The 23,078-nt window shown below is 59.2% G+C and carries 20 protein-coding genes and 1 tRNA gene; 11 read left to right on the top strand and 10 right to left on the bottom strand.

The genetic code is table 11. The features are described 5' to 3' along the window. The first annotated feature begins 400 nt into the window (after window positions 1-400). Window positions 401-1,360, top strand: coding sequence for a hypothetical protein (locus HKK53_RS03500; RefSeq protein ID WP_169369506.1), 960 nt, complete (start codon window positions 401-403; stop codon window positions 1,358-1,360). 324 nt (window positions 1,361-1,684) lie between these two features. Here the strand turns inward: HKK53_RS03500 and HKK53_RS03495 are convergent, their stop codons facing one another. From HKK53_RS03495 to HKK53_RS03485, 3 genes are all read right to left on the bottom strand, one after another. Then, window positions 1,685-2,329, bottom strand: a complete 645-nt coding sequence (locus HKK53_RS03495) for a dTMP kinase (protein WP_169374169.1) — start codon at window positions 2,327-2,329, stop codon at window positions 1,685-1,687. A 193-nt stretch (window positions 2,330-2,522) separates the two neighbouring features. Continuing rightward, on the bottom strand, window positions 2,523-4,823 hold the full coding sequence (locus HKK53_RS03490; protein WP_169369504.1) for a hypothetical protein: 2,301 nt from the start codon (window positions 4,821-4,823) through the stop codon (window positions 2,523-2,525). 55 nt (window positions 4,824-4,878) lie between these two features. Next, window positions 4,879-4,953: transfer RNA gene (locus HKK53_RS03485), tRNA-Lys, on the bottom strand. Window positions 4,954-5,238: 285 nt separating this feature from the next. Here HKK53_RS03485 and HKK53_RS03480 point away from each other — a divergent pair. Further along, a complete protein-coding gene (locus HKK53_RS03480; protein ID WP_169369502.1) occupies window positions 5,239-5,898 on the top strand; it encodes an MliC family protein in 660 nt (219 codons plus the stop codon). A 1-nt stretch (window position 5,899) separates the two neighbouring features. Here the strand turns inward: HKK53_RS03480 and HKK53_RS03475 are convergent, their stop codons facing one another. Then, window positions 5,900-6,805 (bottom strand): LysR family transcriptional regulator, encoded by a 906-nt coding sequence (locus tag HKK53_RS03475; protein ID WP_169369500.1) that lies wholly within the window; start codon window positions 6,803-6,805, stop codon window positions 5,900-5,902. A 117-nt stretch (window positions 6,806-6,922) separates the two neighbouring features. Here HKK53_RS03475 and HKK53_RS03470 point away from each other — a divergent pair, with 117 nt between their 5' ends. After that, entirely contained in the window at window positions 6,923-7,936 is a 1,014-nt protein-coding gene (locus tag HKK53_RS03470; protein WP_169369498.1) for a zinc-dependent alcohol dehydrogenase family protein, read from the top strand. Beyond that, entirely contained in the window at window positions 7,933-8,499 is a 567-nt protein-coding gene (locus HKK53_RS03465) for a chorismate mutase (protein ID WP_169369496.1), read from the top strand. The genes HKK53_RS03470 and HKK53_RS03465 overlap by 4 nt, the downstream gene beginning before the upstream one ends. A gap of 3 nt (window positions 8,500-8,502) precedes the next feature. On the opposite strand, the gene HKK53_RS03460 is transcribed toward HKK53_RS03465, so the two are convergent. Further along, complete coding sequence (locus tag HKK53_RS03460; protein WP_169369494.1) at window positions 8,503-9,375, bottom strand: LysR substrate-binding domain-containing protein; 873 nt, start codon at window positions 9,373-9,375, stop codon at window positions 8,503-8,505. Window positions 9,376-9,478: 103 nt separating this feature from the next. On the opposite strand from HKK53_RS03460, the gene HKK53_RS03455 reads away from it, so the two are divergent. Beyond that, window positions 9,479-9,895 carry an ester cyclase gene (locus HKK53_RS03455; protein ID WP_169369492.1) on the top strand — a complete coding sequence of 139 codons (417 nt, stop codon included), beginning with the start codon at window positions 9,479-9,481 and terminating at the stop codon, window positions 9,893-9,895. On the opposite strand, the gene HKK53_RS03450 is transcribed toward HKK53_RS03455, so the two are convergent. Beyond that, a complete protein-coding gene (locus HKK53_RS03450; protein ID WP_169369490.1) occupies window positions 9,868-10,791 on the bottom strand; it encodes a DMT family transporter in 924 nt (307 codons plus the stop codon). The genes HKK53_RS03455 and HKK53_RS03450 overlap by 28 nt on opposite strands. A 110-nt stretch (window positions 10,792-10,901) precedes the next feature. Here HKK53_RS03450 and HKK53_RS03445 point away from each other — a divergent pair, with 110 nt between their 5' ends. Then, complete coding sequence (locus HKK53_RS03445; RefSeq protein ID WP_169369488.1) at window positions 10,902-11,747, top strand: LysR family transcriptional regulator; 846 nt, start codon at window positions 10,902-10,904, stop codon at window positions 11,745-11,747. Between the two features lie 14 nt (window positions 11,748-11,761). Here HKK53_RS03445 and HKK53_RS03440 read toward each other — a convergent pair whose 3' ends face one another. The 4 genes from HKK53_RS03440 to HKK53_RS03425 form a co-directional block, all read right to left on the bottom strand. Next, window positions 11,762-12,946 carry a patatin-like phospholipase family protein gene (locus tag HKK53_RS03440; RefSeq protein WP_237150671.1) on the bottom strand — a complete coding sequence of 395 codons (1,185 nt, stop codon included), beginning with the start codon at window positions 12,944-12,946 and terminating at the stop codon, window positions 11,762-11,764. A gap of 101 nt (window positions 12,947-13,047) precedes the next feature. Then, window positions 13,048-13,512: a MaoC family dehydratase gene (locus HKK53_RS03435; RefSeq protein ID WP_169369486.1), complete on the bottom strand. Its 465-nt coding sequence runs from the start codon at window positions 13,510-13,512 to the stop codon at window positions 13,048-13,050. Between the two features lie 102 nt (window positions 13,513-13,614). Next, a complete protein-coding gene (locus HKK53_RS03430; RefSeq protein ID WP_169369484.1) occupies window positions 13,615-14,250 on the bottom strand; it encodes a response regulator transcription factor in 636 nt (211 codons plus the stop codon). 4 nt (window positions 14,251-14,254) lie between these two features. Continuing rightward, a complete protein-coding gene (locus tag HKK53_RS03425) occupies window positions 14,255-15,703 on the bottom strand; it encodes a sensor histidine kinase (RefSeq protein ID WP_169369482.1) in 1,449 nt (482 codons plus the stop codon). 230 nt (window positions 15,704-15,933) lie between these two features. Here HKK53_RS03425 and HKK53_RS03420 point away from each other — a divergent pair, with 230 nt between their 5' ends. The 5 genes from HKK53_RS03420 (at window position 15,934) to HKK53_RS03400 (ending at window position 22,921) form a co-directional block, all read left to right on the top strand. Next, the gene (locus HKK53_RS03420; RefSeq protein WP_169369480.1) at window positions 15,934-17,556 is read left to right on the top strand and encodes an acyl-CoA synthetase; all 1,623 of its coding nucleotides are present in this window, start codon (window positions 15,934-15,936) and stop codon (window positions 17,554-17,556) included. Between the two features lie 130 nt (window positions 17,557-17,686). Then, complete coding sequence (locus HKK53_RS03415) at window positions 17,687-18,013, top strand: DUF485 domain-containing protein (RefSeq protein WP_169369478.1); 327 nt, start codon at window positions 17,687-17,689, stop codon at window positions 18,011-18,013. After that, window positions 18,013-19,683, top strand: coding sequence for a cation acetate symporter (locus HKK53_RS03410; RefSeq protein ID WP_169369476.1), 1,671 nt, complete (start codon window positions 18,013-18,015; stop codon window positions 19,681-19,683). Before HKK53_RS03415 ends, HKK53_RS03410 begins: the two co-directional genes overlap by 1 nt. Window positions 19,684-19,743: 60 nt before the next feature. Beyond that, window positions 19,744-21,516, top strand: coding sequence for an acyl-CoA dehydrogenase C-terminal domain-containing protein (locus HKK53_RS03405; RefSeq protein ID WP_169369474.1), 1,773 nt, complete (start codon window positions 19,744-19,746; stop codon window positions 21,514-21,516). A gap of 136 nt (window positions 21,517-21,652) precedes the next feature. Next, window positions 21,653-22,921: an OprD family porin gene (locus HKK53_RS03400; protein WP_169369472.1), complete on the top strand. Its 1,269-nt coding sequence runs from the start codon at window positions 21,653-21,655 to the stop codon at window positions 22,919-22,921. Window positions 22,922-23,078 lie beyond the last annotated feature (157 nt).

Raw genomic sequence — 23,078 nt, 5'->3', positions numbered from 1 at the left:
TTGAGCGACATCATGGGCGAGCGCAAACCTACCACGCCTATTGCTGACTTCGAAGACAGGAATGTCTACTGTGCCGCGAATCAGCGCCTGTCTAAATGCGTTGGGACTTGGGTACCCCAGTTCCCTCCAAAGGTCCTTGCTCCCGAGCATCAAGCCATAACGCTCACACAGACGATGCTCAAGTTCGGAAGCCAGGCGCTCGTAGTCTTGTTGTAGGGTCATGGCATGCACTGTGTTGTTTAGTCACACAAATCTTAAACATTAGACGAAGACTTTCACAGAGGGCAACTTCCGACTATTATTACTCTATGTTCTGCTTAAAAATCTTAGCAACTTATTGATTTTGTTGGGATTATTATTTTGCGTTTGCTTGCGCAAGCCTTATGCGCGGTATATGCCAATGACTGAAATTGTTACTCTGGAACCCCTCCGAAGCCTGTGCATCCGGTATTGGTATTCCAAGCTGCGTGCCCGTGCAGGCCTAACGTCCGACTACAGTATGGAAAAGGCATTTGAGCCGGATGCTTTTTCCTACTCCACTGGGGGAGCAGTCGAGTATCGCAAGAATAAATGGTCAAACTATCGCAAGGGTATACATCGTCCACAGCTTAAGCTGCTTAAAATGGTCGAAAAAATAGCTCACGGTTCAACACGGGAACTTAACCACCCTCTTTGGTTGGTTCTTGATCTGACTAATGTCAAGATATTCGACGATGACAGCTTCCTGCGATTGCTGGTACCCGAGGTCCAGCGGCTAGTGCTTCCAAGAAATAACGACTCGGCGGCCCCATTTGAACGTCTGAAGATTTCCTCTAGAAGTCTTGAAAAATTAAGTAGAAATGCCGACTCAGATGTATTGGCTTGTCTTACCTGGCTGCTTAGAGAGTCTTGTGGCGAATCAGTTTCTGAGCCAACCCCGCTCTTCTTAGCACTACATAAAGCCCTTATCCTGTTGGCCGCGCATTTCGAGGAGTTGAACCTCGCAGAAGCCTTATTACAAAGATACATTGAAGAGATATTACCGTTAGGGTTACCCTCGCATCTCAAGTTAGATATGACCCCAGACGACTATTTGATACCATCACTAATACTTAACACGAGCGCGGAGAAGACACTTATTTCGCGAAATGATACTGCTTCAGCTTCATGTCAAATGGCGCTGATGAATGAGATGCTAAGCGGTAAATATGGTCTCGACTTGGCTTTTGCGGCGCAGCCAAAATACTCATTTATTGCCACTAATGACAATGAAGCGCTCGATCGTTGTATCCATCAAAATAACCTGCGAAATAGCGCTATAAGCTATTTAATTGAGGGCCCGCGCGATGCCCCATGGAAGCCGAGCTTTTTGAAAAGCTAGAGATACTCGAACGTAAGCAATGGTTTTTCCACATTTGGAGCCCCCTAATCAAGAAGCCATGTCTGAGCATCTGGATGCAGTGGAGTTAATTTTGAATGCCGCTCCGTTCTCGTGCGTTACGCATTATCTATTTTTTACTTATTCATATCCCGCTATCCTTTTTTTGCTGGCAAAAATCGGAGACTAAAAAAGTTACAAATCCTAGGGTAAATGTCATCAACCTAGCATAACCAACTGAAATATCTGGGGTTACTAGAAGATGCCGCTATGCTGATCGTTACTTCGGCGTACTCACTCGATACTGCTAACGATCTATATCTACGGCTATCTCACCGAATCAAGGCCGGCGCAGCAAGCTTCGCCTACGGGGCATCGAAGGACCTTATAGATCTCAGAAATGACCTGCATCGTTGCGTCTTCGATCGTTCCTTCATTACGGCATAGAACCCAGCCATTATCTGCAACCGCTCGCTCGAACGCTTCAGTACAAGCCACATGTTCTTCCAGCTTATGCATCACGGTACTGCTCAGCCCACGGCCTCGTGCCGCGGCCCTCGCCCATGAAATTTCAGGGGCGGTGACAACCCCGACATGCAGGTCTGGCACTTGCACGTTTCGATCGATATTCAACTGCAGAATCTCTGAAAACGGGACTATCCGGCGAAACGCGGCATCAGACGGGTACCAGCGATCGATCAAGATGATGCTGTCCGGTGGCTGTTTAGTGAGCACGTGCTGGGAAATCCAATGACGGCTATCAGCAAAGCGCTCACAAACCTCCAACTCCAAATCCCGGGAAGGATTTCTGACGAGTTTGTTAACGAGGGCCATTGTTTCACCCCTGTAGGGATCGCTTTTACTCTCGCAAAGCCGGATCACCTTTTTGTTGTCTGCCCTCAGTACTTTCGTAACGGCTTCCAGAAGTGTGGTTTTGCCGGTTCCTTTGGGCCCATCTAGAGAAACAAACAGCGGACGATTCCTTCTTCACATAACGATTGATATACGGCTTTTTTTGCCCGGTTCGTTCGCTGGAACCGCTTGGCGCGACCAGGCGAATCGAGTGGAGAGCCCTTTTTGAACAGACATTGATCAACACTCTAACCGAGTTTCTGGCTGACGGGTCTCAAAACCTAAATGCCCAGAAACCCGGGCTTTGCAGTATTCAGACCGTCTCTGGCTTGTCATTCGTTGGCGGCGGCAATAACCAATGTCGTTCGCTGGTCCATCCGAGAAAAACCTGAGCCCCTTCGCTTTTCTGCCGGCTCAGGGTTAACGGCAGCCCGGAAGCTGCTACACGCAACCCGATCATGGCCGGTAGAAATCGCGCCCGGAATGCAGCAGGTTGAGCGGCAAAATGAGCTTCGATGCGGTTGATAGCGCTGCCTCTCTCGGCGTCATCCAGCATCGACAAATAAAACACCATCTGCCGCCAGGCATAGGCCGTATTTTTGAGCATCACCAAGCGCGAGTGGTAGAACTTGATTTTGAGTTGCTGTCGCCTGCAGATCCATTGGAAACACTCCAGAGCAAGTGTCCCCAGGCGATGATGCAGTAGCGTCTTCAGACCGAGTTCACCAAACAGAAGCGCGAGGTTTTGCGTCGTCAGAATCTGTTGTTGCTCGATGATCCTTCCGTTAGTTGCTGAATGCCATTCACCCAAGGGCACATTAGCCCGCTGCGCACACAGGGTGGCCAATGCATCACTGGTACCCGAATGACGCCAGGAAACCTTCCGTCTCTTCGGTTTCGGTTTATCGGGAAGAGTCGCCAGTTGATTGGCGTCGATGTCGTAATAACGGGCGTAAAGGCTGCCGCCTATCAACGAGGCCGCTCGCCTGGCTGCTTCCACGAATTTGTTCGAGAAGGCCCCCATGAAAATGTCCGCCGCGACCTCTTCCACAAAAGGAAGATCCAGCTTCGCTGTGACAGCAAGCGAGCCAAACTCCTGAAGTAGCTTGTTCGCAAGGATTGCCTGAGGGAAAGCGGACAGGGTCGTTGCCGATGATTCGATCAAGGCTTGTCTGGCGCCCTCCGCAGCCGCAGCGTCTGCCACGCGGTCAACTTCTACGGCGGCCACCCAAGGCAACTCGCTGAGTTTGACTTGGCTTTGCAGATTGAGCAGCAGCAATGAACGGCGCCGCCGAAAAGCACGGTATGTTGCGATCGACAACGCACGTAGCGTTGTATCGCGAAATCCAGCGCTGCAGATTTCGGCCGTCAACGTTGGTAGCACTCGCGCCACGGTATCCCCGGAGGTAATCACTCCCTGCTCAATCAAGTCAGCGATGGTTCCCTTTCGACAGCGCTCGAGGCGTCGACGAACCGCTAGCGGAATGGCAACGCCTGTAATCAGCGCATATGCCTTCGCCTCGCCATGGGTAATGGGCTCCAGCAGGGGCGAAAAATCAGAGATACCTTCTGAGCTTGGATAATCGGTCAGACGCTCAGCAACCGCTTTGGCTATCAGATGATGTTCGGGTGCGGCCACATGATGGCGCTGCGTTGCCCGGCTCTGTAGATGACCTTCAGATTCAGGATGACCATGTTTGCTGACAAAATCGTTGACGATCCGCCGGATTCGTCCGACCTGACGGCCTGTGAGCGAAGCTGGGTCGCGGGAACAGAGCTTCAGCAGCGCGTGCAACTCCCCTACCCGATCCCTGAAAGGTTCACCGGTGAGATTGTCAGTGCCACAGGTGGTATCGAACCGGCTGCTTAGGGTATTCGCCTGCTCGAGCCAGCCTTCCGGATATTGCCGACAAGGCCAGTCATCCTGGTACGTTAAGAGGAAGAGCGAGATAGCTGCGTCGTAGAAAGGCAACCGGGTTGTAACCACGTGTTTGTGCAGCGCCAGACGCGGCTGCGCCGGAAGTTGTGAAAGCAGCTGTTTGATATCGCCGACATCGTAGATCTGCACGTGCGCCGCCGTGAGCGGCAGCCCGTCAGATTCCATTGGAAAGAAACGCAGTTGCTCAAAAAAAGGCGCAATCGACTCGATCAGTTCGCGCGCTGCCTCCGAGCGCTGCTGGCCCAACAGCCAGGCTACGGTCAGTAACGCGGCCTCCTCCGGGACATCGACCCGATAGTCGCTGTTCACCAGACGCGCTTGCAGCGATGCGATCCCCTCATCCGTAAGGTGCCAGGCATTGAGATCCAGTCGTTCAAAGCCAGGGCGGATGCCTGGGATCGAGGCGGCCAACTGCCGCTCGTGCTCGGTCAGTGCACCACCGGCCAGATGCTGTCCGGTAGCAAAACCGCCGGTGACAACTTCCAGCGTGACCCATTCAGGCACATCCACGAGCGGTGTGCGTGAGCCAAACTGGGCGGTGCCCCGCACCATGTGTTCGACCACCTGCTGCCAGCGCTCAATCCGCTTGAGCGTTTTTGCCTCAGTGTCGAGACCGGACGCGGTCAATGCACGAGACAACTGAAAGACTGCATAACCGGTGTTAATGCCGGCCATTTCATCCGATTCCCTATCGTGCCTGGACATGTGTCCTTCTGATCCTGCGATGTAGTGGGTCCGGGGGCTGGATTCGAACCAGCGCCCACCCGGTTAAGAGCCGAGTGTTCTACCGCTGAACTACCCCGGAGCAGAGGGCGCATTGTCGACTAGCAACAAAGGGATGTGAAGACCGACGGGAGAAAATTTGATTTTTGCACCCCGTCGCCCTCCTCTACGAGGATAACCTCAGTTCTGACGTTCTCTCCATCGGGCGCAAACGTCTGGGCCGCAACGTTTCTCGACGCTACGGCCGCCAGCCGGTGTGGCAAGTTTCGAGCGCTGACGTACACTGCGATACACCCAACAAGAACGAATGAATGTTCAACGGGATCAACCGGTCCACGGGCAATCCGGGCATCTGGGTGAAGCCAGCATGAAAACGTTCACATCCCGTTTCACCGCTCTACTCGCTGCCAGCCTGTGCGCAGCGGCAAGTACTTGCGTCGACGCCGCCGACCCGCCGCCACCCCTCAAGACCACCTTCGACTGCGCCACGGCCAGGACCACCCTCGAAAAACTGATCTGCCGCGATCCGCAATTGCTGCAGATGGACATGGAACTGACGCGCCTGTATCGCCTGGCGCTCACGGATGAACGTTCCGTCCCGCCGCCCGACAAAATCGTGATCGATCAGAAGTTCTGGGTTGTGACCCGTGATCAGTGCGCCTCCGATCCTGAGCCCAAGCCGTGCACGATCCGCAGTTATGCCGAGCGCGCGCATCAGCTGCGCCAAGGCTCGGCGATTGTGCGAACCAAGGATCCCGACCGACTCACCGAAGGCCCCCGGACGATTCGTTGCAGCGGGTTCAACACGCCCATCGCTGCGACCTTCTTTAACTCGCAGACGGCGGTCGTGTACCTGAAATGGGCCAGCACTTCGATCACGTTGAGCCAGGTGCCGAGTGATTCCGGCACCCGATACGCCGGCAAGGATCGCCAGGGCAATTACAGCTTCTGGCAAGACGGCAACACGGTCCTTTTCCAGAAGCCGGGCTCAGGGCAAATGAGTTGTACGGCCGAGCCTGAGGGTTGATTCAACCCAGGCAAACGTCGTCATCAAGCGCGAAAGCATCTCGCAGATAATCGATGAACGCCCTCACCCGTGCCGATTGCCGACGATCCGCAGGAAACACGGCATGGATCGGCAGCGACGACGGTGTGTACTCGTCCAGCAACGCCAACACGCGCCCGGCCTGCACGTCCTCGCGAAACAACCACGAGGGTGAAAGCGACAGTCCCAAGCCACTCAGGACCATCTGCCGAATCGCTTCGCTGTTGTTGCTGCGCACATTGCCCTGGACCTGGATGGTGCGCGATTGACCGCTGTGCTCGAAGCGCCAGTGGTCGGACTGTTCCAGTTGATTGAAGACCAGGCAGTTGTGGTCGCTCAGATCATCCGGTGTCGCCGGCACACCGTGCTGTTCAAGATAGCTGGGAGCGGCGAACACCCGGCGCCGCGTCAGGCCTATGGGCCGGGCGATCAGGCCGCTGTCCTTCAACTCGCCAATGCGCACGGCGACATCGATGCCCTCGCTGACCAGGTCGACGTTCTCGTCACTCAGTAGCAAATCAATCGTCACGTCAGGGTGTTGCTGGAGAAAACCGTGCAGCCGCGGCGCAATCTGAATGCGTCCGAAACTGCCGGAAGAGGCAATGCGCAATGGCCCGGCCACCCGCTCCTGGCCGGTCTGGAAACTGTGCTCGGCATGGTCTACCGCCGCCAGAATCTGCCGACAATGCTCGTAATAGCGCTGACCTTCATCCGTCAGGCTGAGGTTGCGTGTACTGCGGGCGAACAGCCGGCCACCCAGTCGGTTTTCCAGGGCGCCGATCTGTTTGCTGATGGTTGGCTGGCTGAGCCCGAGTTCCCGGGCTACGGCCGAGAAACTGCCCCGCTCCACCACCCGCAGGAAAATCGTCATCGCTTCTAACGTGTCCATCAGCACCTACTTGGCGATTATTTGGAATGAATACTATAGGTATTTACGCGCTTATCGGAATCGTCCGACTGCCTGAAACTGGACCCATCGCCCCTAAACAGTTCCACAGGAGTTCCCATGAGCCAGACCACCATGCGCGCCGCCGTCGCTTTGAAGGCCGGAGCCGCACTGCAACTGCAAGACCTGCCACGACCTGAAATCAAGGCAGGCCAGGTGTTGATCAAGATCATCGCCAGTGGCGTGAACCCGTTGGACACGAAGATCAGCAACGGCCAGGGCGGCCATGCGCGGCAACCGTTGCCTGCTGTCTTGGGCATGGACCTGGCCGGGATTGTTGAAGTGGTCGCTGCTGATGTCACAGCCTTCACCGTCGGCGACGAGGTCTTCGGCATGGCCGGTGGAATTGGCGGCCAGCAGGGTTCGCTGGCGGACTACATCGCCGTCGATGCCGATTTGCTGGCGCGTAAACCGCGGAACCTGAGCATGCGCGAAGCTGCCGCCCTCCCCTTGATTTTCATCACTGCGTGGGAAGGCTTGGTGGACCGGGCCAACGTCCGGGGCGGACAACGGGTGTTGGTGCAAGGTGGCGCCGGTGGTGTCGGGCATATCGCGGTGCAGATCGCCAAAGCCCACGGGGCTGAAGTGTTCGCCACCGGCAGTGGCAAAAGCCTGGCAATCATCGAGGGCTTCGGCGCCACGGCCATTGTTTACCGCAGTCAGGCGCCTGCCGATTACCTTGAGCAACACACCGGCGGCGAAGGTTTTGACATCGTGTATGACACCGTCGGCGGCGCGACACTGGACGCCTCGTTCAACCTGCTGAAGGTCTACACCGGCCACGTCGTCAGTTGCCTAGGCTGGGGTGAGCATACACTCGCGCCGCTGTCGTTGCGGGGTGCCACCTATTCCGGTGTCTTCACGTTGCTGCCGCTGATCACCGGCAAAGGCCGCCAGCACCACGGTGAAATCCTCGCGCAAGCCACGCGGATGGCTGAAGCCGGACAACTGCGGGTGCTGCTGGACGACCGAAGCTTTACCCTGGAAAACGTCAATGACGCTCACGCCATCGTTGCCGCGGGACAAGCAATCGGTAAAGTAGTGATCGACATCTGCCTGGATACCCATGAATGAGCGATAAACCGAAACTTCAATTGCTGTGCTGCGCCGTACTCGGCCTGTCCGCCCTCAACGCCCAGGCCAGCGCGCCACCCGAAACCTTGCAACCGCTGTTGGTGACGTTGAACGAACGCCTCAACATCGCTGATCTGGTCGCCCTGACCAAATGGGACAGCGGCAAGCCGATCCAGGACAGCCCCCGGGAAGCGCAGGTGATCGCCAACGCCAGGAAGCTGGCCGAAGAGCGAAAACTGGACCCGGAAGATGTTGGCCAGTTACTGGCGGCGCAAATGGAAGCCAACAAACTGGTGCAGTACGGTCTGCTGGCCCAATGGCAAGCGGCCGGCCAGGCGCCAGACACGCCGCGCCCGGACCTCGCCAAGCAAATCCGCCCACGCCTGGATGAACTGCAAAATCGACTGTTGCAGCAATATGCCGACTTCACGCCTTATCGAAAGGACCCACAGTGCACGGACTGGATTGCCAAGGCTCGCGCCAGTCTGGCGACGGATCAGCTGCATGAACTGGCGCTGATCCGCGCTACGGGGGAGTTGTGTACGGCTGATTTGCCTCGGTAAATCCTAGTTCAAAGAGCCCATCAAACCTTCGGTCAGCAACGACACCAGCGGCTGGACCAGATGCCGGGTGCGAACGTCGTCGCCAATCACGGCGACTTCGGTGCTGGGTAATGTCGGCAACTTCTCGGACGGTTCTACGATCCGCATGCCTTCCTGCAGGAACGAGGTCCCCAGCGCGGTAATCCCCAGTCCACCGGCGACGGCGGCCTGGACGCCCATCAAATTGCTCGCCAGGCAAGCTGAAACCCATTCCCGTCGCACCGACGCCAGGGCCTCGATCATGATGGCGCGGTACGCGCACGGCGGGCGCATCATCACCAGGCGTATGGGTTTGGAGGCTTCGATTTCGAAGTCCTTCGCGGCGATCCAGACCAAAGGCTCGCGCCAGATAATTCGACCGCGCTGTGCGGTGGCACTGGCTTTTTGCTTGGCAATGACCACGTCCAGCAACCCGGCTTCATGGTCGGCCAGCAGGTCGTGGCTTAGACCGGTGGTGAGTTCCAGTTTAATGTCCGGATAGACCTTGCAAAAACGCGATAACAACGTGGGCAGTTGCGTAGGCACGAGGTTTTCGGAGATCCCCAGGCGCAGGAGATTCACCGTGGCGGGCGCCTTGATCTCACGGATGAACGTCTCGAAATGCACCATCAATTTACGCGCCCCCACCAACAGTCGTTCGCCATCAGGTGTGAGTGTCAGCGCGCGGCTGGTGCGTTCGAACACACGAAAACCGAGCAGGTCTTCCAGGCGAATAATCTTCTGGCTGACCGCCGATTGCGACCGCGCAATCACGTCCGCGGCGGCGGTGAAACTGCCGGTCTCCGCCACTGCGATAAACGCCCGCAGCAGGTCGATTTCCAGGTCGCTGGCTTGCATGGTGAATTCGCTTTTCAACTGGATGCCATTAAATTTATGCGCTGGAGTTCTGGATAGCAAATGTCGAACATCGTGCTTCATCTGAATAAACGAGGCGTTCGACATGACCGACAACACCGCAGTACACATCGTAGAAAGCTTCTGGCGCGAGGTGTGGCAAGCCAAGGACCCGCAAGCCGCCGCGCGCTTCGTTGCCGAAGACTTCGTTATCACGTCCGGTGGCGTGGATATTGTTGGCCGCGAAGCCTTCATTCGCTGGATCGGCGCCTTCCTGTCGACCATCGAAGATTCCGAGTTTGGCGCCATCGAGACATTCCAGAATGCCCAAGGGACCCGCGTCGCTTCCCGCTGGAAGTTGGCCGGGAAAAACCAGGGATTTATCGGCGGCCGCTCCTGCAACAGCCCTTTTGAAATGCTCGGCACCGCCGTCTGGGAAGTGCGTCCGGATGGGCTGCTGGCGCACAACTGGGTCGAGCGTAACGCGCTGGAAGTTCACCGGGACGTGATCGGTCTCGGTTGAGTCGGGCTCAATACCAGCCCCGAAGCAAACACCACTCCCAGAATGACGCCGCTGGCACCGAGCAATTGCCAGACGTTCGGCAACACGCCGAGGATCGAGGACACCAGCATGGTGAACACCGGCGCCAGGTTGAAGAAAATCGAGGTCCGCGCGGCGCCGATGGCATGGATGCCTTTGAACCACAGCAAGTAGGCAATCAACGACCCGAAGACCGCCAGGTAAATGACCGCGCCATGAATCGGCAGTGAAGCGCCACGCATGTCCGCCAGCGGGTCTTCGTAAATGAAACCCAGCACGATCAACCCGATGACCCCGAACAACATGGAATAAGTCGTGGTTTCCAGCGGTGTCGAGTCTTTGACGAAGCGTCGGGTGCCGACCATGTTCGCCGCCCAGGCCATGCTGCCGGCCAGAATCATCGCGTCACCACTGGCCACTTTCAGCCGGAGCAGCACCTGGATATCGCCGCGGGTGATCACCAGCCCTACTCCGAGCAAGCCCAATATCAAGCCAACGGCGCGACCACGATCAATCCGTTCCCCTTCCAGCAACACGGCAAAGATCATGGTCCACAGTGGCGTGGTCGCCAGGATCAGCGCACCGTTGATCGGCGTGGTGGTTTGCAGGCCAAAGAAGGTCGCGAGGCTGAACGCGGTAAACCCAAGCAACCCCAGGCCGATAAAGGCCGGCAGGTTGTGTTTCAGCGTGCCGAAACGCAGCTTTCCGGCCAGACTGAAAATCAGGACCAGCAACACTGTCGAAATGGCAAAGCGCTCAATGGACGCGCTGATCGGTGCCATGCTCTTGATGATGTAGGCGCCCGCATTGAAATTGGTGCCCCAGAAAAACGTGGCACCGACAATTCCGGCATAGGCCAGAGGCGTTGATTTTGACATGGCTGTTTCCTCGCAAATCAAACCTGCCCATCAGGCTTTGGAGGATTCTTGCAGGCTTGCCGATGGGGCAGAATTCCCCATTTATTCACCCTTTATGTGAGAAAACGCCCATGTTCGATTGGGAGGATCTGCGTTACTTCATTGTCTTCGCCCACGAGCAGTCGTTGTCGGGGGCGGCACGCACGCTCAAGGTCGACCATGCCACGGTGGCGCGGCGCATCAGCGCGCTGGAGCGTTCGCTGAACCTGAAGTTGGTGGACCGACGCCCCCGTGCGTACGTCATTACCGAGGACGGGAAACGCATTGCCGAGCTGGGGTGGCGGATGGAAAGCGAGTCGTTCGCGGTCCAGCGTACCGCCCTGGCGGGGCAGGAAAGCTACGTCGGCGAAGTCATGGTCAGTGCCCCACCCGCACTGGCCTGCGCGCTGATAGCGCCGCGAATCAATGCATTGCGCACGCAGTATCCGCAGCTGTCGTTGCAGTTGATTGGCAGCCTGGGCAGCGCTTCGTTGTCCCGACGCGAAGCCGATATCGCCGTGCGCCTGAGCCGCCCCAAGGAACCGGACCTGGTGGCCCGCAAGGTCGCGACGCTGCCGTTTTACCTGTATGGCGCGGCCGGTTATTTAGCCAACACTGCCCCGCAAGACCTGGCCTTCATCGCTTACGACGAAACCATGGAGCAATCCCCACAACAGGCCTGGTTGAAGAAACAGGCGGGTGATCGACCGATCCTGCTGCGCAGCAATGATTTGAACATCCAGGCGACCATTGCTCAGGCGGGTGCTGGTGTCGCCGCATTGCCCTACTTCCTGGGCGAGCGCTACGGCCTGCAAGCGCTGCCATCGGTGGGCGCCGACCTTACGCGGGACGTGTGGCTGCTGGTCCACAACGACATCCGGCACACACCGGCCGTGCAGGCGGTGATGGGGTTCCTGGTGTCGTGCTTTGAACAATAAGCGCCGGGCGGCGCTCAGGTACTCGGCGATTTATGCCACGGATAGCCTTTCGCACTGAGTTCAAAGGCGTAATCGAATAACCGCTTCATATACGCGCCCTCGAATCGGTGATTGCGCGCGTCATCAAAATCGGCGCCGATGTACGCCAGGTTGAAGTCCGCGCCGTCCTGCTGGGCAATCCGGTAGATTCGATCGAGGTCGCTGATGCCCTGGGTCTGGATCAACGTGCTGATGGCTCGGCCGCCAATGCTCAAGGTGCGGCGCTTGGTGCCGGACCACTGCGGTTCCAGTTTGCCGTTGCGAATCACAAAGAAATGCCGCTCCCGGCGCAAGCGCGCGCCAGTCACTTGGTTCAGCGCCATCACCGTGCCCGGCGGGTAAAGGAACACCTGGGTGAGGACGCCGCCGTCCACGTGCATTTCCTGGAACTGTTTGCCGTCAACTTCTACATCGATCATCACCGGTGACACGGCGCCGGGAATACTCATCGACGCCACCATGATGTTGCGAAACAGTTCGAGCGCTCCCGGTGCATCGCTGGACGCAATCGCACCCATGTTCCAGGTGACGGCCCGCCCTGAATCAAGGTCGGTGGTGCCGATCATCAGCAGTCGCCCCTTGGCGTATTGCCCGGCGATGGCTGCCAGCACTTCGGCAGTGACGTACTTGGCAATCAAGCGAGACAGTGGCTTGCTGTCCGCCATACCGTCGCTCGCCAGGCGGGTCAGCATGCTGCGCGGATGGAACACGTCTTTGGGGCCGATGCCCTTGCAGATCCCCAGAATGATCCCGTCATACTCAGGCCCCAGGTAAGCGAACGGGGCGACCAGCGCACCGGCGCTGATGCCGGTGACGACCTTGAACACCGGTCGGGTGCCATGCAGGGACCATCCGGCAATGATGCCTGCCGCGAAAGTGCCGGCGTCGCCGCCCCCCGAAACCGCCAGCATATCGGCCAGCGGCAACATGTCATTCGGCTCCTCGATGCGGCCGAACGCCTCGTACTCTCGATGGTTGGCCTCACTCGCGTCCCGGATAAACGGCGTCAGATCCTGGTCCAGCCAGTAACGCGCATTGGGGATGCCGGGGATGGCCGCTTGTTCCGTCAACGCTTGCGGCACTGCATCACGGCGTTGCAGGCAGCCTTGACGCAACATGTTCAGCGTTGCGGCGCTGGGCCTGGGTAGAAAGGGTTTCAACACGCCTCCTCCGGTCCCTGCCATCGACAGAGAACGTGCTCGACTATTCGGTGAAATGGCCTCGCCCATCATGCGCGCGCCACACAACCATGACTACCGGCTCAATCAGGCGGCGGTCTCCTGAACACCAGCAGTCTTCCGGTGGCGCGCTGCACCACTTTGTCGTGTTGATTGCGAGTCTCCATGAGCATGGTCACCACGCCCCGGTCGGGCTTGGTGGCGGACGGTTCGATGACCTGGACGGTGGTGGTGAGACGCAACAGGTCATCCGGATACGTCGGCGTCGGCCAGCTGAGTTCGATCCCCAGGCCAATGATCCCGTCGGCCAACGGTACGCTGGCCACCAGCAGTTTCATGGTCAGTGCCGCGGTGTTCCAGCCACTGGCCGCCAGACCGCGAAACAAGCTCAGGTCGGCGGCTTCGGGGTCAAGGTGGAAAGGTTGCGGGTCGTATTCTTGCGCAAAAGCCAGCATCGCCCGTCGCTCGACGCGAACGGCGTCGCTTTCGAACACCTGCCCCAAGGTCAAATCATCGAGATAGAGTTTTTCCCAGGCATGGATGGTCATGATTCAACCCTCTTCAGGAGAGTGGCACGTACACCTTCCATGCTAGCCCAAGCCCTGGCAGTCATGCCGGCGGCAGGACACCCGGTCTGTGCCGCAACGGACTCAACGCAACTTCAACGGATCAACCAATTGCGCCGCAATCGCCATCCCCACCAGATCCGGCAAAGTATTGGCCTGCATGCGTTTCATCACCCGCGAGCGATACAGGTCGACGGTTTTGGCGCTGACCCCCAGTTGTTTGGCGATTTCCCGGGTGGTGTAGCCCTGCACCAACGGCAGCAATACATCGCGTTCCCGAGGGGTCAGGGTCAGCATGCGCGCCTGCAATTCTTCGTGGCCCAGATTGCCCGTGCGATTGGCCGCGCAGTTGCTGAGCGCCTGTTGCACGCTGTCGAGCAGCAGCTGTTCGTTGTAGGGTTTTTCGATGAAGTCATGGGCGCCGGCCTTGAAGGCGCGGACCACGATCGGCACGTCGGCGTGGCCGCTGACGAAGATGATCGGCAAGTTCAGTTCGCGTTCGCGCATGGCTTCCTGCACGTTCAAGCCGCCCATGCCCGGCATGCGCACGTCCAGCAACACGCAGGCATTGAGCCGTGCATCGCAGGCCTCCAGAAACTCGACGCCACTGGTGAACGGCAAGGCCTTGAGGCCCACCGATTCCAGCAGCCAAACCGTTGAATCGAGCATGCCTTGATCATCGTCGACCACGTAAACCACGTGTTCCGTCACTGCTGCCATTGCGTCATTCCTGTTGTTGTTTTAGTGGGCCGGCCAGTGGCAAACGGCAGTAAACGAGCAGCCCGACCGGTTGCCGGCGCGCCCGCAATTCGCCGCCAAAGCCTTCGATGATGCTGCGGCTCATGGACAATCCCAGGCCCAGGCCATCCGGCTTGCTGGTGTAGAACGGGGTGAATATTTGCTCCAGTTCCGGCTCACTGACGCCCGGCCCCTGGTCGTGGACGCTGATTTCCACGGAGGTAGCACCACCCTGCCCCGCAGCCATCACGATCAGCGACGGCCGGCCCGGATGTTGCTCGCGGTTGGCATCAATGGCGTTGCGCAACAGGTTGAGCAGCACCTGCTCCAGCAGCACCCGGTCGGCATACACCGGCGGCAGATTATCCGGCAGTCGATCGTCGATTGTCACTTGGCATTGGGTCGCTTCCCAGGCACACAACCGTACCGCTTCACGGGCGACATCCACCATGTTCAGCGCCTGCATGCGCCGCTGGCCCTTGCGCAGGAAACCGCGCAAACGCCGGATGACTTCCGAAGCGTGGGTGGCGTGCAACGTAATGCGTTCCAGGCCCTGGGCCACCCGTTCCGCCGCCTGGGGATTGGTGCCCAGTGCCTGCATATACCGTTGGCTGGCGTTGGCGTAATTGACCACCGCCGCCAATGGCTGGTTGATTTCGTGGGCGATGCCCGAAGCCAATTCCCCCAAGGTCACCAGGCGCGCGGTGTGGGCCAGTTCGTCTTCCAGGCGTCGGCGTTTTTCTTCGCCCTGTACCCGGGCGGTAATGTCCCGGGACACGCACACCACTTCGACCACCGCCCCGGTGTAGGTCTCGCGAATCGCCCGGCAGGCGGTTTCAAACCACAGGTAATGCCCGTCGCGATGGCGGATTCGGTACGCCATGGTGTGATAACCGTTCTGCTCCAGGGCATCGCGCGCGGTTTGCACCAGATTCGCCAGGTCCTGGCCGTGGAACAGGCCCTGGGCCATCTGCCCGCGCAGTTCTTCGGGCCAATAGCCGAGCAAGGTCCAGGACGCTGGCGAGGCATCGAGAAAACGCCCGTCCGGGGTATGCCGGGAAATCAGGTCGGTGGTGTTCTCGATGATCAGCCGGTACAGGCGCCGCGCCGTAGCGGCCTCGCGTTCGGCCAGCACTTGCGCGGTGGCGACGTAGCAACGGCCGAACACGCGGTTGTGCGGCGGATCGGGGATAAAGGTCCAGATCAGGATCTGCGTCTGGAATTCGGCCTCGACCCCTTCGATGGCGCGCTGCTGCGCCAGGCACGCACGCACCAGATCGCGATGATTGTTCGGCAGGAACCCCAGCACGTAGCTGTGCGGATGCTGCGCGAGCAAGGCCAGCAATGCCGCATTCAACTCCAGCGGTTGGCCCTGGCTATCGAGCAGCACGCTTGGCTGAGGGTCATGGCTCAATAAGGGAGAGTCAGGCGTCATCACAGGTCCGCTGCGTGGGGGGAAGCCAAGAATATACCGGCCGTGGAGCAATCGCCGCATTCATTTAGCGCATGAAGAATGGCATATGGTATATATACTATACAACCTAGGTTGTACTTCCATATCTAGGGTTGATTGTTATATAAAGCAGACCGGACATAAAAGTTGACCTCAGCGGCTACGCTGAAAGGTCAGCCATAGAGCTAACAATCAGCCACCGAGTACCCGTCATGTCGATCTTCGAACAAGGGCTTAGCCCTACGGCTGTCAATCACATCGCCTTGTCGCCGCTCAGCTTCCTCGAGCGCACCGCCCACGTTTACCCCGACTACCCCGCCGTCATTCATGGCTCGATCCGCCGCACCTGGGCGCAGACCTACACCCGCTGCCGACGCCTGGCTTCGGCCCTGGCCGGGCGCGGCATTGGTAAGGACGACACCGTCGCGGTCATGTTGCCGAACATCCCCGAGATGCTCGAAGTGCATTTCGGCGTGCCGATGATCGGCGCGGTGCTCAACCCGCTCAACGTGCGCCTGGACGCCGAAGCCATCGCGTTCATGCTGCAACACGGCGAAGCCAAGGTGTTGATCACTGACCGCGAATTCCACAGCGTGATTCACGCGGCCATCGGCATGCTCGACCACCCGCCACTGGTGATCGACGTCAACGACCCGGAATACGGCGAAGGCCAGGCCGTCAGCGACCTGGACTATGAAGCGTTGCTGGCCGAAGGCGATCCGGCGTTCGCCTGGCAATGGCCGGATGACGAGTGGCAAGCCATCTCGCTCAATTACACCTCCGGCACCACCGGCAATCCGAAAGGCGTGGTCTATCACCATCGCGGCGCTTATTTGAATGCCTTGGGCAACCAGATGACCTGGGCCATGGGCAACCACCCGGTGTACCTCTGGACCTTGCCGATGTTCCATTGCAACGGCTGGTGCTACCCGTGGACCATCACCGCACTGGCCGGTGTGCATGTGTTCCTGCGCCGGGTCGACCCACAGAAAATCCTCACGCTGATCCGCGAACACCAGGTCACCCATCTGTGCGGCGCGCCGATCGTGCTCAATGCACTGGTCAACATGCCGGACTCGGCCAAAGCCGCCATCGATCACCCGGTCAACGCCATGGTCGCCGGTGCCGCGCCGCCGGCCAAAGTGATCGGCGCCGTGGAAGCGATGGGCATCAAGGTCACCCACGTTTATGGCCTGACCGAAACCTACGGTCCGGTGACGCTGTGTGCCTGGCATGCCGAGTGGGATGAATTGCCGCTGGATGAACGGGCGCAGATCAAATCCCGTCAGGGCGTGCGCTATCCGACGCTCGAAGGCGTGATGGTCGGCGACTCGACCACCCTGAAGCCGACCCCGCGGGACGGCAAGACCATCGGCGAAGTCTTCATGCGCGGCAACACCGTGATGAAGGGCTACCTGAAAAACCCAACCGCCACCGCCGAAGCCTTTGAGGGCGGCTGGTTCCACACCGGCGACCTGGCGGTGTGTCATCCCGACGGTTATGTCGAGATCAAGGACCGGCTCAAGGACATCATCATTTCCGGCGGCGAGAACATTTCCACCATCGAACTCGAAGGCGTGCTCTACCGCCATCCGGCGGTGATGGAAGCCGCAGTCGTTGCGCGTCCCGATGAGAAGTGGGGCGAAACTCCCTGCGCCTTCATCACCTTGAAGGCTGATCACCAGGACGTGCGCGAGGCGGACATCATCAGTTTCTGCCGCGAACACCTGGCCGGGTTCAAAGTGCCGCGCACGGTGATCTTCACCCTGCTACCGAAGACGTCCACCGGCAAGATCCAGAAGTACGTGCTGCGCGACCGGGCCCAGGCCCTCTAACCCTCACTCACGCTGAACACTTCAAGCGGCAGGTCGCGAACCTGCCGTTCCGGGCTCGTGCGCGCTCAATTCGACGCGCCCTCGCCCTGCCCCTCACACACTGACAACAAAAACAAATGTGGAGCTACCGATGATCGACATCCATTCAACCGACACCCAGCGCTGCGAACGGATTCGCGCGAATCCGAAATTCCTCCAACTGGTCAGCAGCCGTTCGCGCCTGGCCTGGACGTTGAGTGCCACGGTCTTGAGCACTTACTACCTGTTTATGCTGGTGGTGGCGTTTGCCCCGCAATGGCTGCATGCGCCGCTGGGCGAGAACCGGATGTTGACCCTGGGAATGCCGGTAGGCGCGGCGATCATCATTTTTTCCTGGCTGCTGACCGGTTGGTACGTCTACAGCGCCAATACCCGGTTCGATGCGCTGGGTGCGGCGATTCTTGAGGAGAGCAAGTGATGAGCCTGCTCAAAAAGCTGTTCCTTACGGGTGCAGGTTTGCTGTCGTCCTGCGTCGTGCTCGCCGCGCCACTGACCGGAGCCGTCGAAAAACAACCGCTCAACCTGAACGCGATCAGCATGTTTTTTGTGTTCGTGCTCGGCACCTTGTGCATCACCTGGTGGGCCGCGCGGCAAACCAAATCCACGTCGGATTTCTACACCGCTGGCGGCGGCATCACCGGGTTTCAGAATGGTCTGGCGATTGCCGGTGACTACATGTCCGCCGCTACATTGCTGGGGCTGTCGAGCCTGGTGTTCGCCAAGGGCTACGACGGTTTCATTTACACCATCGGCTTCTTCGTCGGCTGGCCGATCATCACGTTCCTGATGGCTGAGCGCTTGCGCAATCTGGGGCGCTACACCTTCGCCGACATCGTGTCCTATCGGCTGGACCAGAACAAAGTGCGGATCTTCGCCGCGTTCGGTTCGCTGACGGTGGTCTGCTGCTACTTGATCGTGCAGATGGTCGGTGCCGGGCAGTTGATCAAGTTGCTGTTCGGCCTTGATTACCCGGTGGCGGTGGTGATCGTCGGTGCGCTGATGCTGGTCTACGTGATCTTCGGCGGCATGATCGCCACTACCTGGGTGCAGATCATCAAGGCTGTGTTGCTGCTCGCCGGTGGTACGACCCTGGCGGTCATGGCCATGTCGCAATTCGGTTTCAGCTACGAAACCCTGGCCGCCAAAGCGGTTGAGGCCCACGCCAGCGGCTGGAACATCATGGGCCCGGGCTCGATGCTTGCCGACCCGATCAACACTGCGTCGATGTCCCTGGGCCTGGTGTTCGGGATTGCCGGTTTGCCGCACATCCTGATGCGTTTCTTCACCGTACCGAACGCCAAGGAAGCGCGTAAATCGGTGTTCTACGCCACCGGGTTTATCGGCTTCTTCTTCCTCGTGGTCTGCACGTTGGGCTTCGCGGCGATGGTGATCATCGGCACCGACCCGCAGTACTACGTCAACGGTGAAGTCGGCGGTGCCTTGATCGGCGGCGGCAACATGGTCGCCATGCACTTGGCCAAAGCCGTAGGCGGCAACCTGTTCTTCGGTTTCCTTGCGGCGGTCGCGTTCGCCACCATCCTGGCGGTGGTCTCCGGGCTGGCCCTGGCCGGTGCCTCGGCGATTTCCCATGACCTGTACGCCACCGTGTTCAAGAAAGGCAAGGCCAGCGAGAAACAGGAAATGCGCGTCACGCGCATGGCCACCGTAGGCCTGGGCATCGTCGCGATTCTGTTGGGCATTCTGTTCGAGAAGATGAACGTCGCGTTCCTGGTCGGCCTGACCTTCGGCATCGCTGCGTCAACCAACTTCCCGGTGCTGATCATGGCCATGTACTGGAAAGGCCTGACCACCAAAGGCGCGATCCTCGGCGGTTTCGCCGGCCTGATCTGCGCGTTGGTGCTGGTGATCCTGTCGCCAGCGGTGTGGGTCACCGTGCTCGGCCATGCCCACGCGATTTTCCCTTACGACCACCCGGCGCTGTTCTCCATGCCGTTGGCGTTCCTGGTGATTGTGGTCGTGTCGAAACTCGACCGCAGCGTGCGGGCCGACAAGGAACGCGACGCCTATGCCGACCAGTTCGTCCGCGCCCAGACCGGCCTCGGTGCCGCCAGCGCGTCCAGTCATTGATTGAAAAAGCACGGCCCGCCGTGGCGGCGCCGTGCCCACTGTCCCAACGAGGTTCACGTTATGCCCGAATTCAACGCTCCCTTGCGCGACATGCGCTTCGTGCTGCATGAAGTATTCGACGCCCCAGCCCTGTGGGCGCGCCTGCCGGCTCTGGCCGACAACGTCGATGCCGATACCGCCGACGCCATTCTTGAGGAAGCGGCCAAGGTCACTTCACACCTGATTGCGCCACTCAACCGCAGCGGCGACGAAGAAGGCGCGCATTGGGTCTATGGCCAGGTCACGACGCCGATCGGTTTCAAACAGGCTTACACCACTTACATTGAAGGCGGCTGGGTCGGGTTGTCCGGCAATGCCGATTTCGGCGGCATGGGCATGCCGAAGATGCTTTCCGTGCAATTCGAAGAAATGCTCTACGGCGCCAATTCAAGCTTTGCGCTGTATTCGGCGTTGAGCTCCGGCGCGTGCCTGGCCATCGATGCCCATGCCAGTGAAGAACTGAAAAATATCTACTTGCCGCCGATGTACGAAGGTCGTTGGGCCGGCTCCATGTGCCTGACCGAAGCCCACGCCGGCACCGACCTGGGGATCATCCGCACCCGCGCCGAACCCCAGGCCGACGGCAGCTTCAGCATCAGCGGCAGCAAGATCTTCATCACTGGTGGCGATCAGGACCTGACCGAAAACATCATCCACCTGGTGCTGGCCAAACTGCCGGACGCACCGGCCGGGCCTAAAGGGATCTCGCTGTTTGTGGTGCCCAAGGTGCTGGTCAATGCCGACGGTTCCCTTGGTCATACCAACGCCGTGAGTTGCGGCTCGATCGAACACAAGATGGGCATCAAGGCGTCCGCCACCTGCGTGATGAACTTCGACGGCGCCAGCGGTTGGCTGGTGGGTGAAGCCAACAAAGGCTTGGCGGCGATGTTCACCATGATGAATTACGAACGCTTGTCCATTGGCATTCAGGGCATCGGTTGCGCAGAAGCGTCCTATCAAAGCGCCGTGAAATATGCGCGCGAACGGGTGCAGAGCCGCTCCCCTACCGGCGCCATGGCACCGAACCAGATCGCCGATCCGATCATCGTCCACCCGGATGTGCGGCGCATGCTGCTGAGCATGAAAGCCATGACCGAAGGCGGCCGGGCGTTTGCCAGTTACGTCGGCCAGCAACTGGATTTGGCCAAGTTCTCCGACGACGCCCGGGAGCGTGACAACGCGCAAACCCTGGTGGCGCTGCTGACGCCGGTGGCCAAGGCGTTTTTCACCGACACCGGCCTGGAAAGCTGTATCCACGGCCAGCAAGTGTTCGGCGGCCATGGCTATATCCGCGAATGGGGTCAGGAGCAACTGGTGCGTGACGTGCGCATCGCGCAGATCTACGAAGGCACCAACGGCATCCAGGCCCTGGACCTGCTCGGGCGCAAAGTGCTGGCCGACAGTGGCGTGGCGCTGCGCCAGTTCACCGGCGAGATCCGCCACTTCGCCCATCAACCGGACGCGCCCTACTCCATCCAACTGTTCGATGCCGTGCTGCGCCTGGAAAACCTCAGCGACTGGCTGCAAGACCAGGCCGCGACCAACCGTAATGAAGTCGGTGCCGCGTCGGTGGAATACCTGCACCTGTTCGGCTACGTCGCCTACGCCTGGCTGTGGGCGCGGATGGCCCAGGTCGCGAAGAAAAAACGCAGTGAAGATCGGGCCTTTTATGGGGCGAAGATCGCCACCGCGGACTTCTATATCGAGCGTTTGCTACCGCGCATCTTGAGCCTGGAGCAATCCATTCGCGCCGGCAGTGGCTCGTTGTACGGCCTGAGCGCCGAACAGTTCTAACGATTGAACCGCACGCGGCGCCCGCCCCGCTCCTCTCTTTGGGCGTTCGCGTTTTTTACTGAACAAGCCCTCGCCCGTCTGGCGAGGGTGTGTGAATCGCTTTTCAAAAAAAAAATAAAAACACAGGGGCTTCACCATGGACCGTCACACCTGCACTCTCGCTACCCGACTGTTACTGGCCGGCGGCGTCATCAGCCTCTCGGCCCCCGCCGCCGCTGACTTTATCAAGGACAGCAAGGCCAGCCTCGAGCTGCGCAATTTCTATTTCAACCGCGACTTTCGCCAGGACAACGCCGCGCAATCCAAGCAAGAGGAATGGGCCCAGGGCTTTCTGCTGCGCTATGAATCCGGCTTCACGGACGGGTTGATTGGTTTTGGTGTGGATGCCATTGGGATGCTCGGGGTCAAACTCGATTCCAGCCCGGATCGCGCCGGTTCCGGTTTGCTGCAACGCCATCGCACCACCAGCAAGGGTGCTCAGGACGAGTACGGCGACTTGGGCGTGACGGCGAAGGTTCGCGCCTCGAAAACGGTGTTGAAACTCGGCACTTTGCTGCCGAAGTTGCCAACGGTGCTGGCTAACGATTCACGGCTGTTGCCGCAGACGTTCGAGGGCGGTCAGCTGACGTCGCTGGAGGTCGAAGGCCTGACCGTGGACGGCGGACGGCTGAAGCAGGTCAACCAGCGCGATTCCTCCGACTACGAAGACATGGGCATCACCAAGACCGGCGCCAAAGGCATCATCACGCCGCACGCCACCAGCGACAGCTTCGACTTCGCCAGCCTCAACTACAAATGGACCGGCAACCTCGCCACCGGCTACAGCTATGGCCATCTCGATAACCTCTACAGCCAGCATATGGTCAATCTGACCTACGTGTTGCCGGTGACGGCGGGCCAGTCGTTCAAGAGCGATTTGCGTTTCGCCCGTTCTACCGACGATGGCGGCAGCAACGTCGATAACAAAGCGTTAGGGGCAATGTTCACCTACAGCCTCGGCGGGCATGCGTTCGGTCTGGGTTATCAGGGCATGAGCGGCGACACCGGGTTTGCCTACATCAATGGCACCGATGCGTTCCTGGTCAACTTTGTGCAGATCGGCGACTTTGCCAGCAAGGACGAAAAGTCCTGGCAGGCGCGCTACGACTACAACTTCGCGGCCATTGGCGTGCCGGGGTTGACCTTCATGACCCGCTACCTGACGGGCGACAATATCGATCTGGGCGGCAATCGCCCGGAGGGGAAGGAATGGGAGCGCGATACCGATATCGGTTATGTCGTGCAGAGTGGCCCGTTGAAGAACGTTGGAGTGAAATGGCGCAATGCGACCGTGCGCTCGACGAATTTTGGCAGTGACCTGGATGAGAATCGGTTGATTGTCAGCTACTCCCTGCCGATCTGGTAAGCCGTAGTGATCGTTCCCACGCTCCGCGTGGGAATGCCGCCTGGGACGCTCCGCGTTCCAAGAGCGGACGCAGAGCGTCCATGGATGCATTCCCACGCGGAGCGTGGGAACGATCACCCTCTCCGCAGCACCGGCGATAGTAGGTTAAGATGCCTGT

The organism is Pseudomonas sp. ADAK7 (assembly GCF_012935675.1).
In the GTDB taxonomy this organism is placed as follows: domain Bacteria; phylum Pseudomonadota; class Gammaproteobacteria; order Pseudomonadales; family Pseudomonadaceae; genus Aquipseudomonas.
Note: the sequence above shows the minus strand (reverse complement) of the source record. Positions and strands in the feature narration are given on the sequence as shown.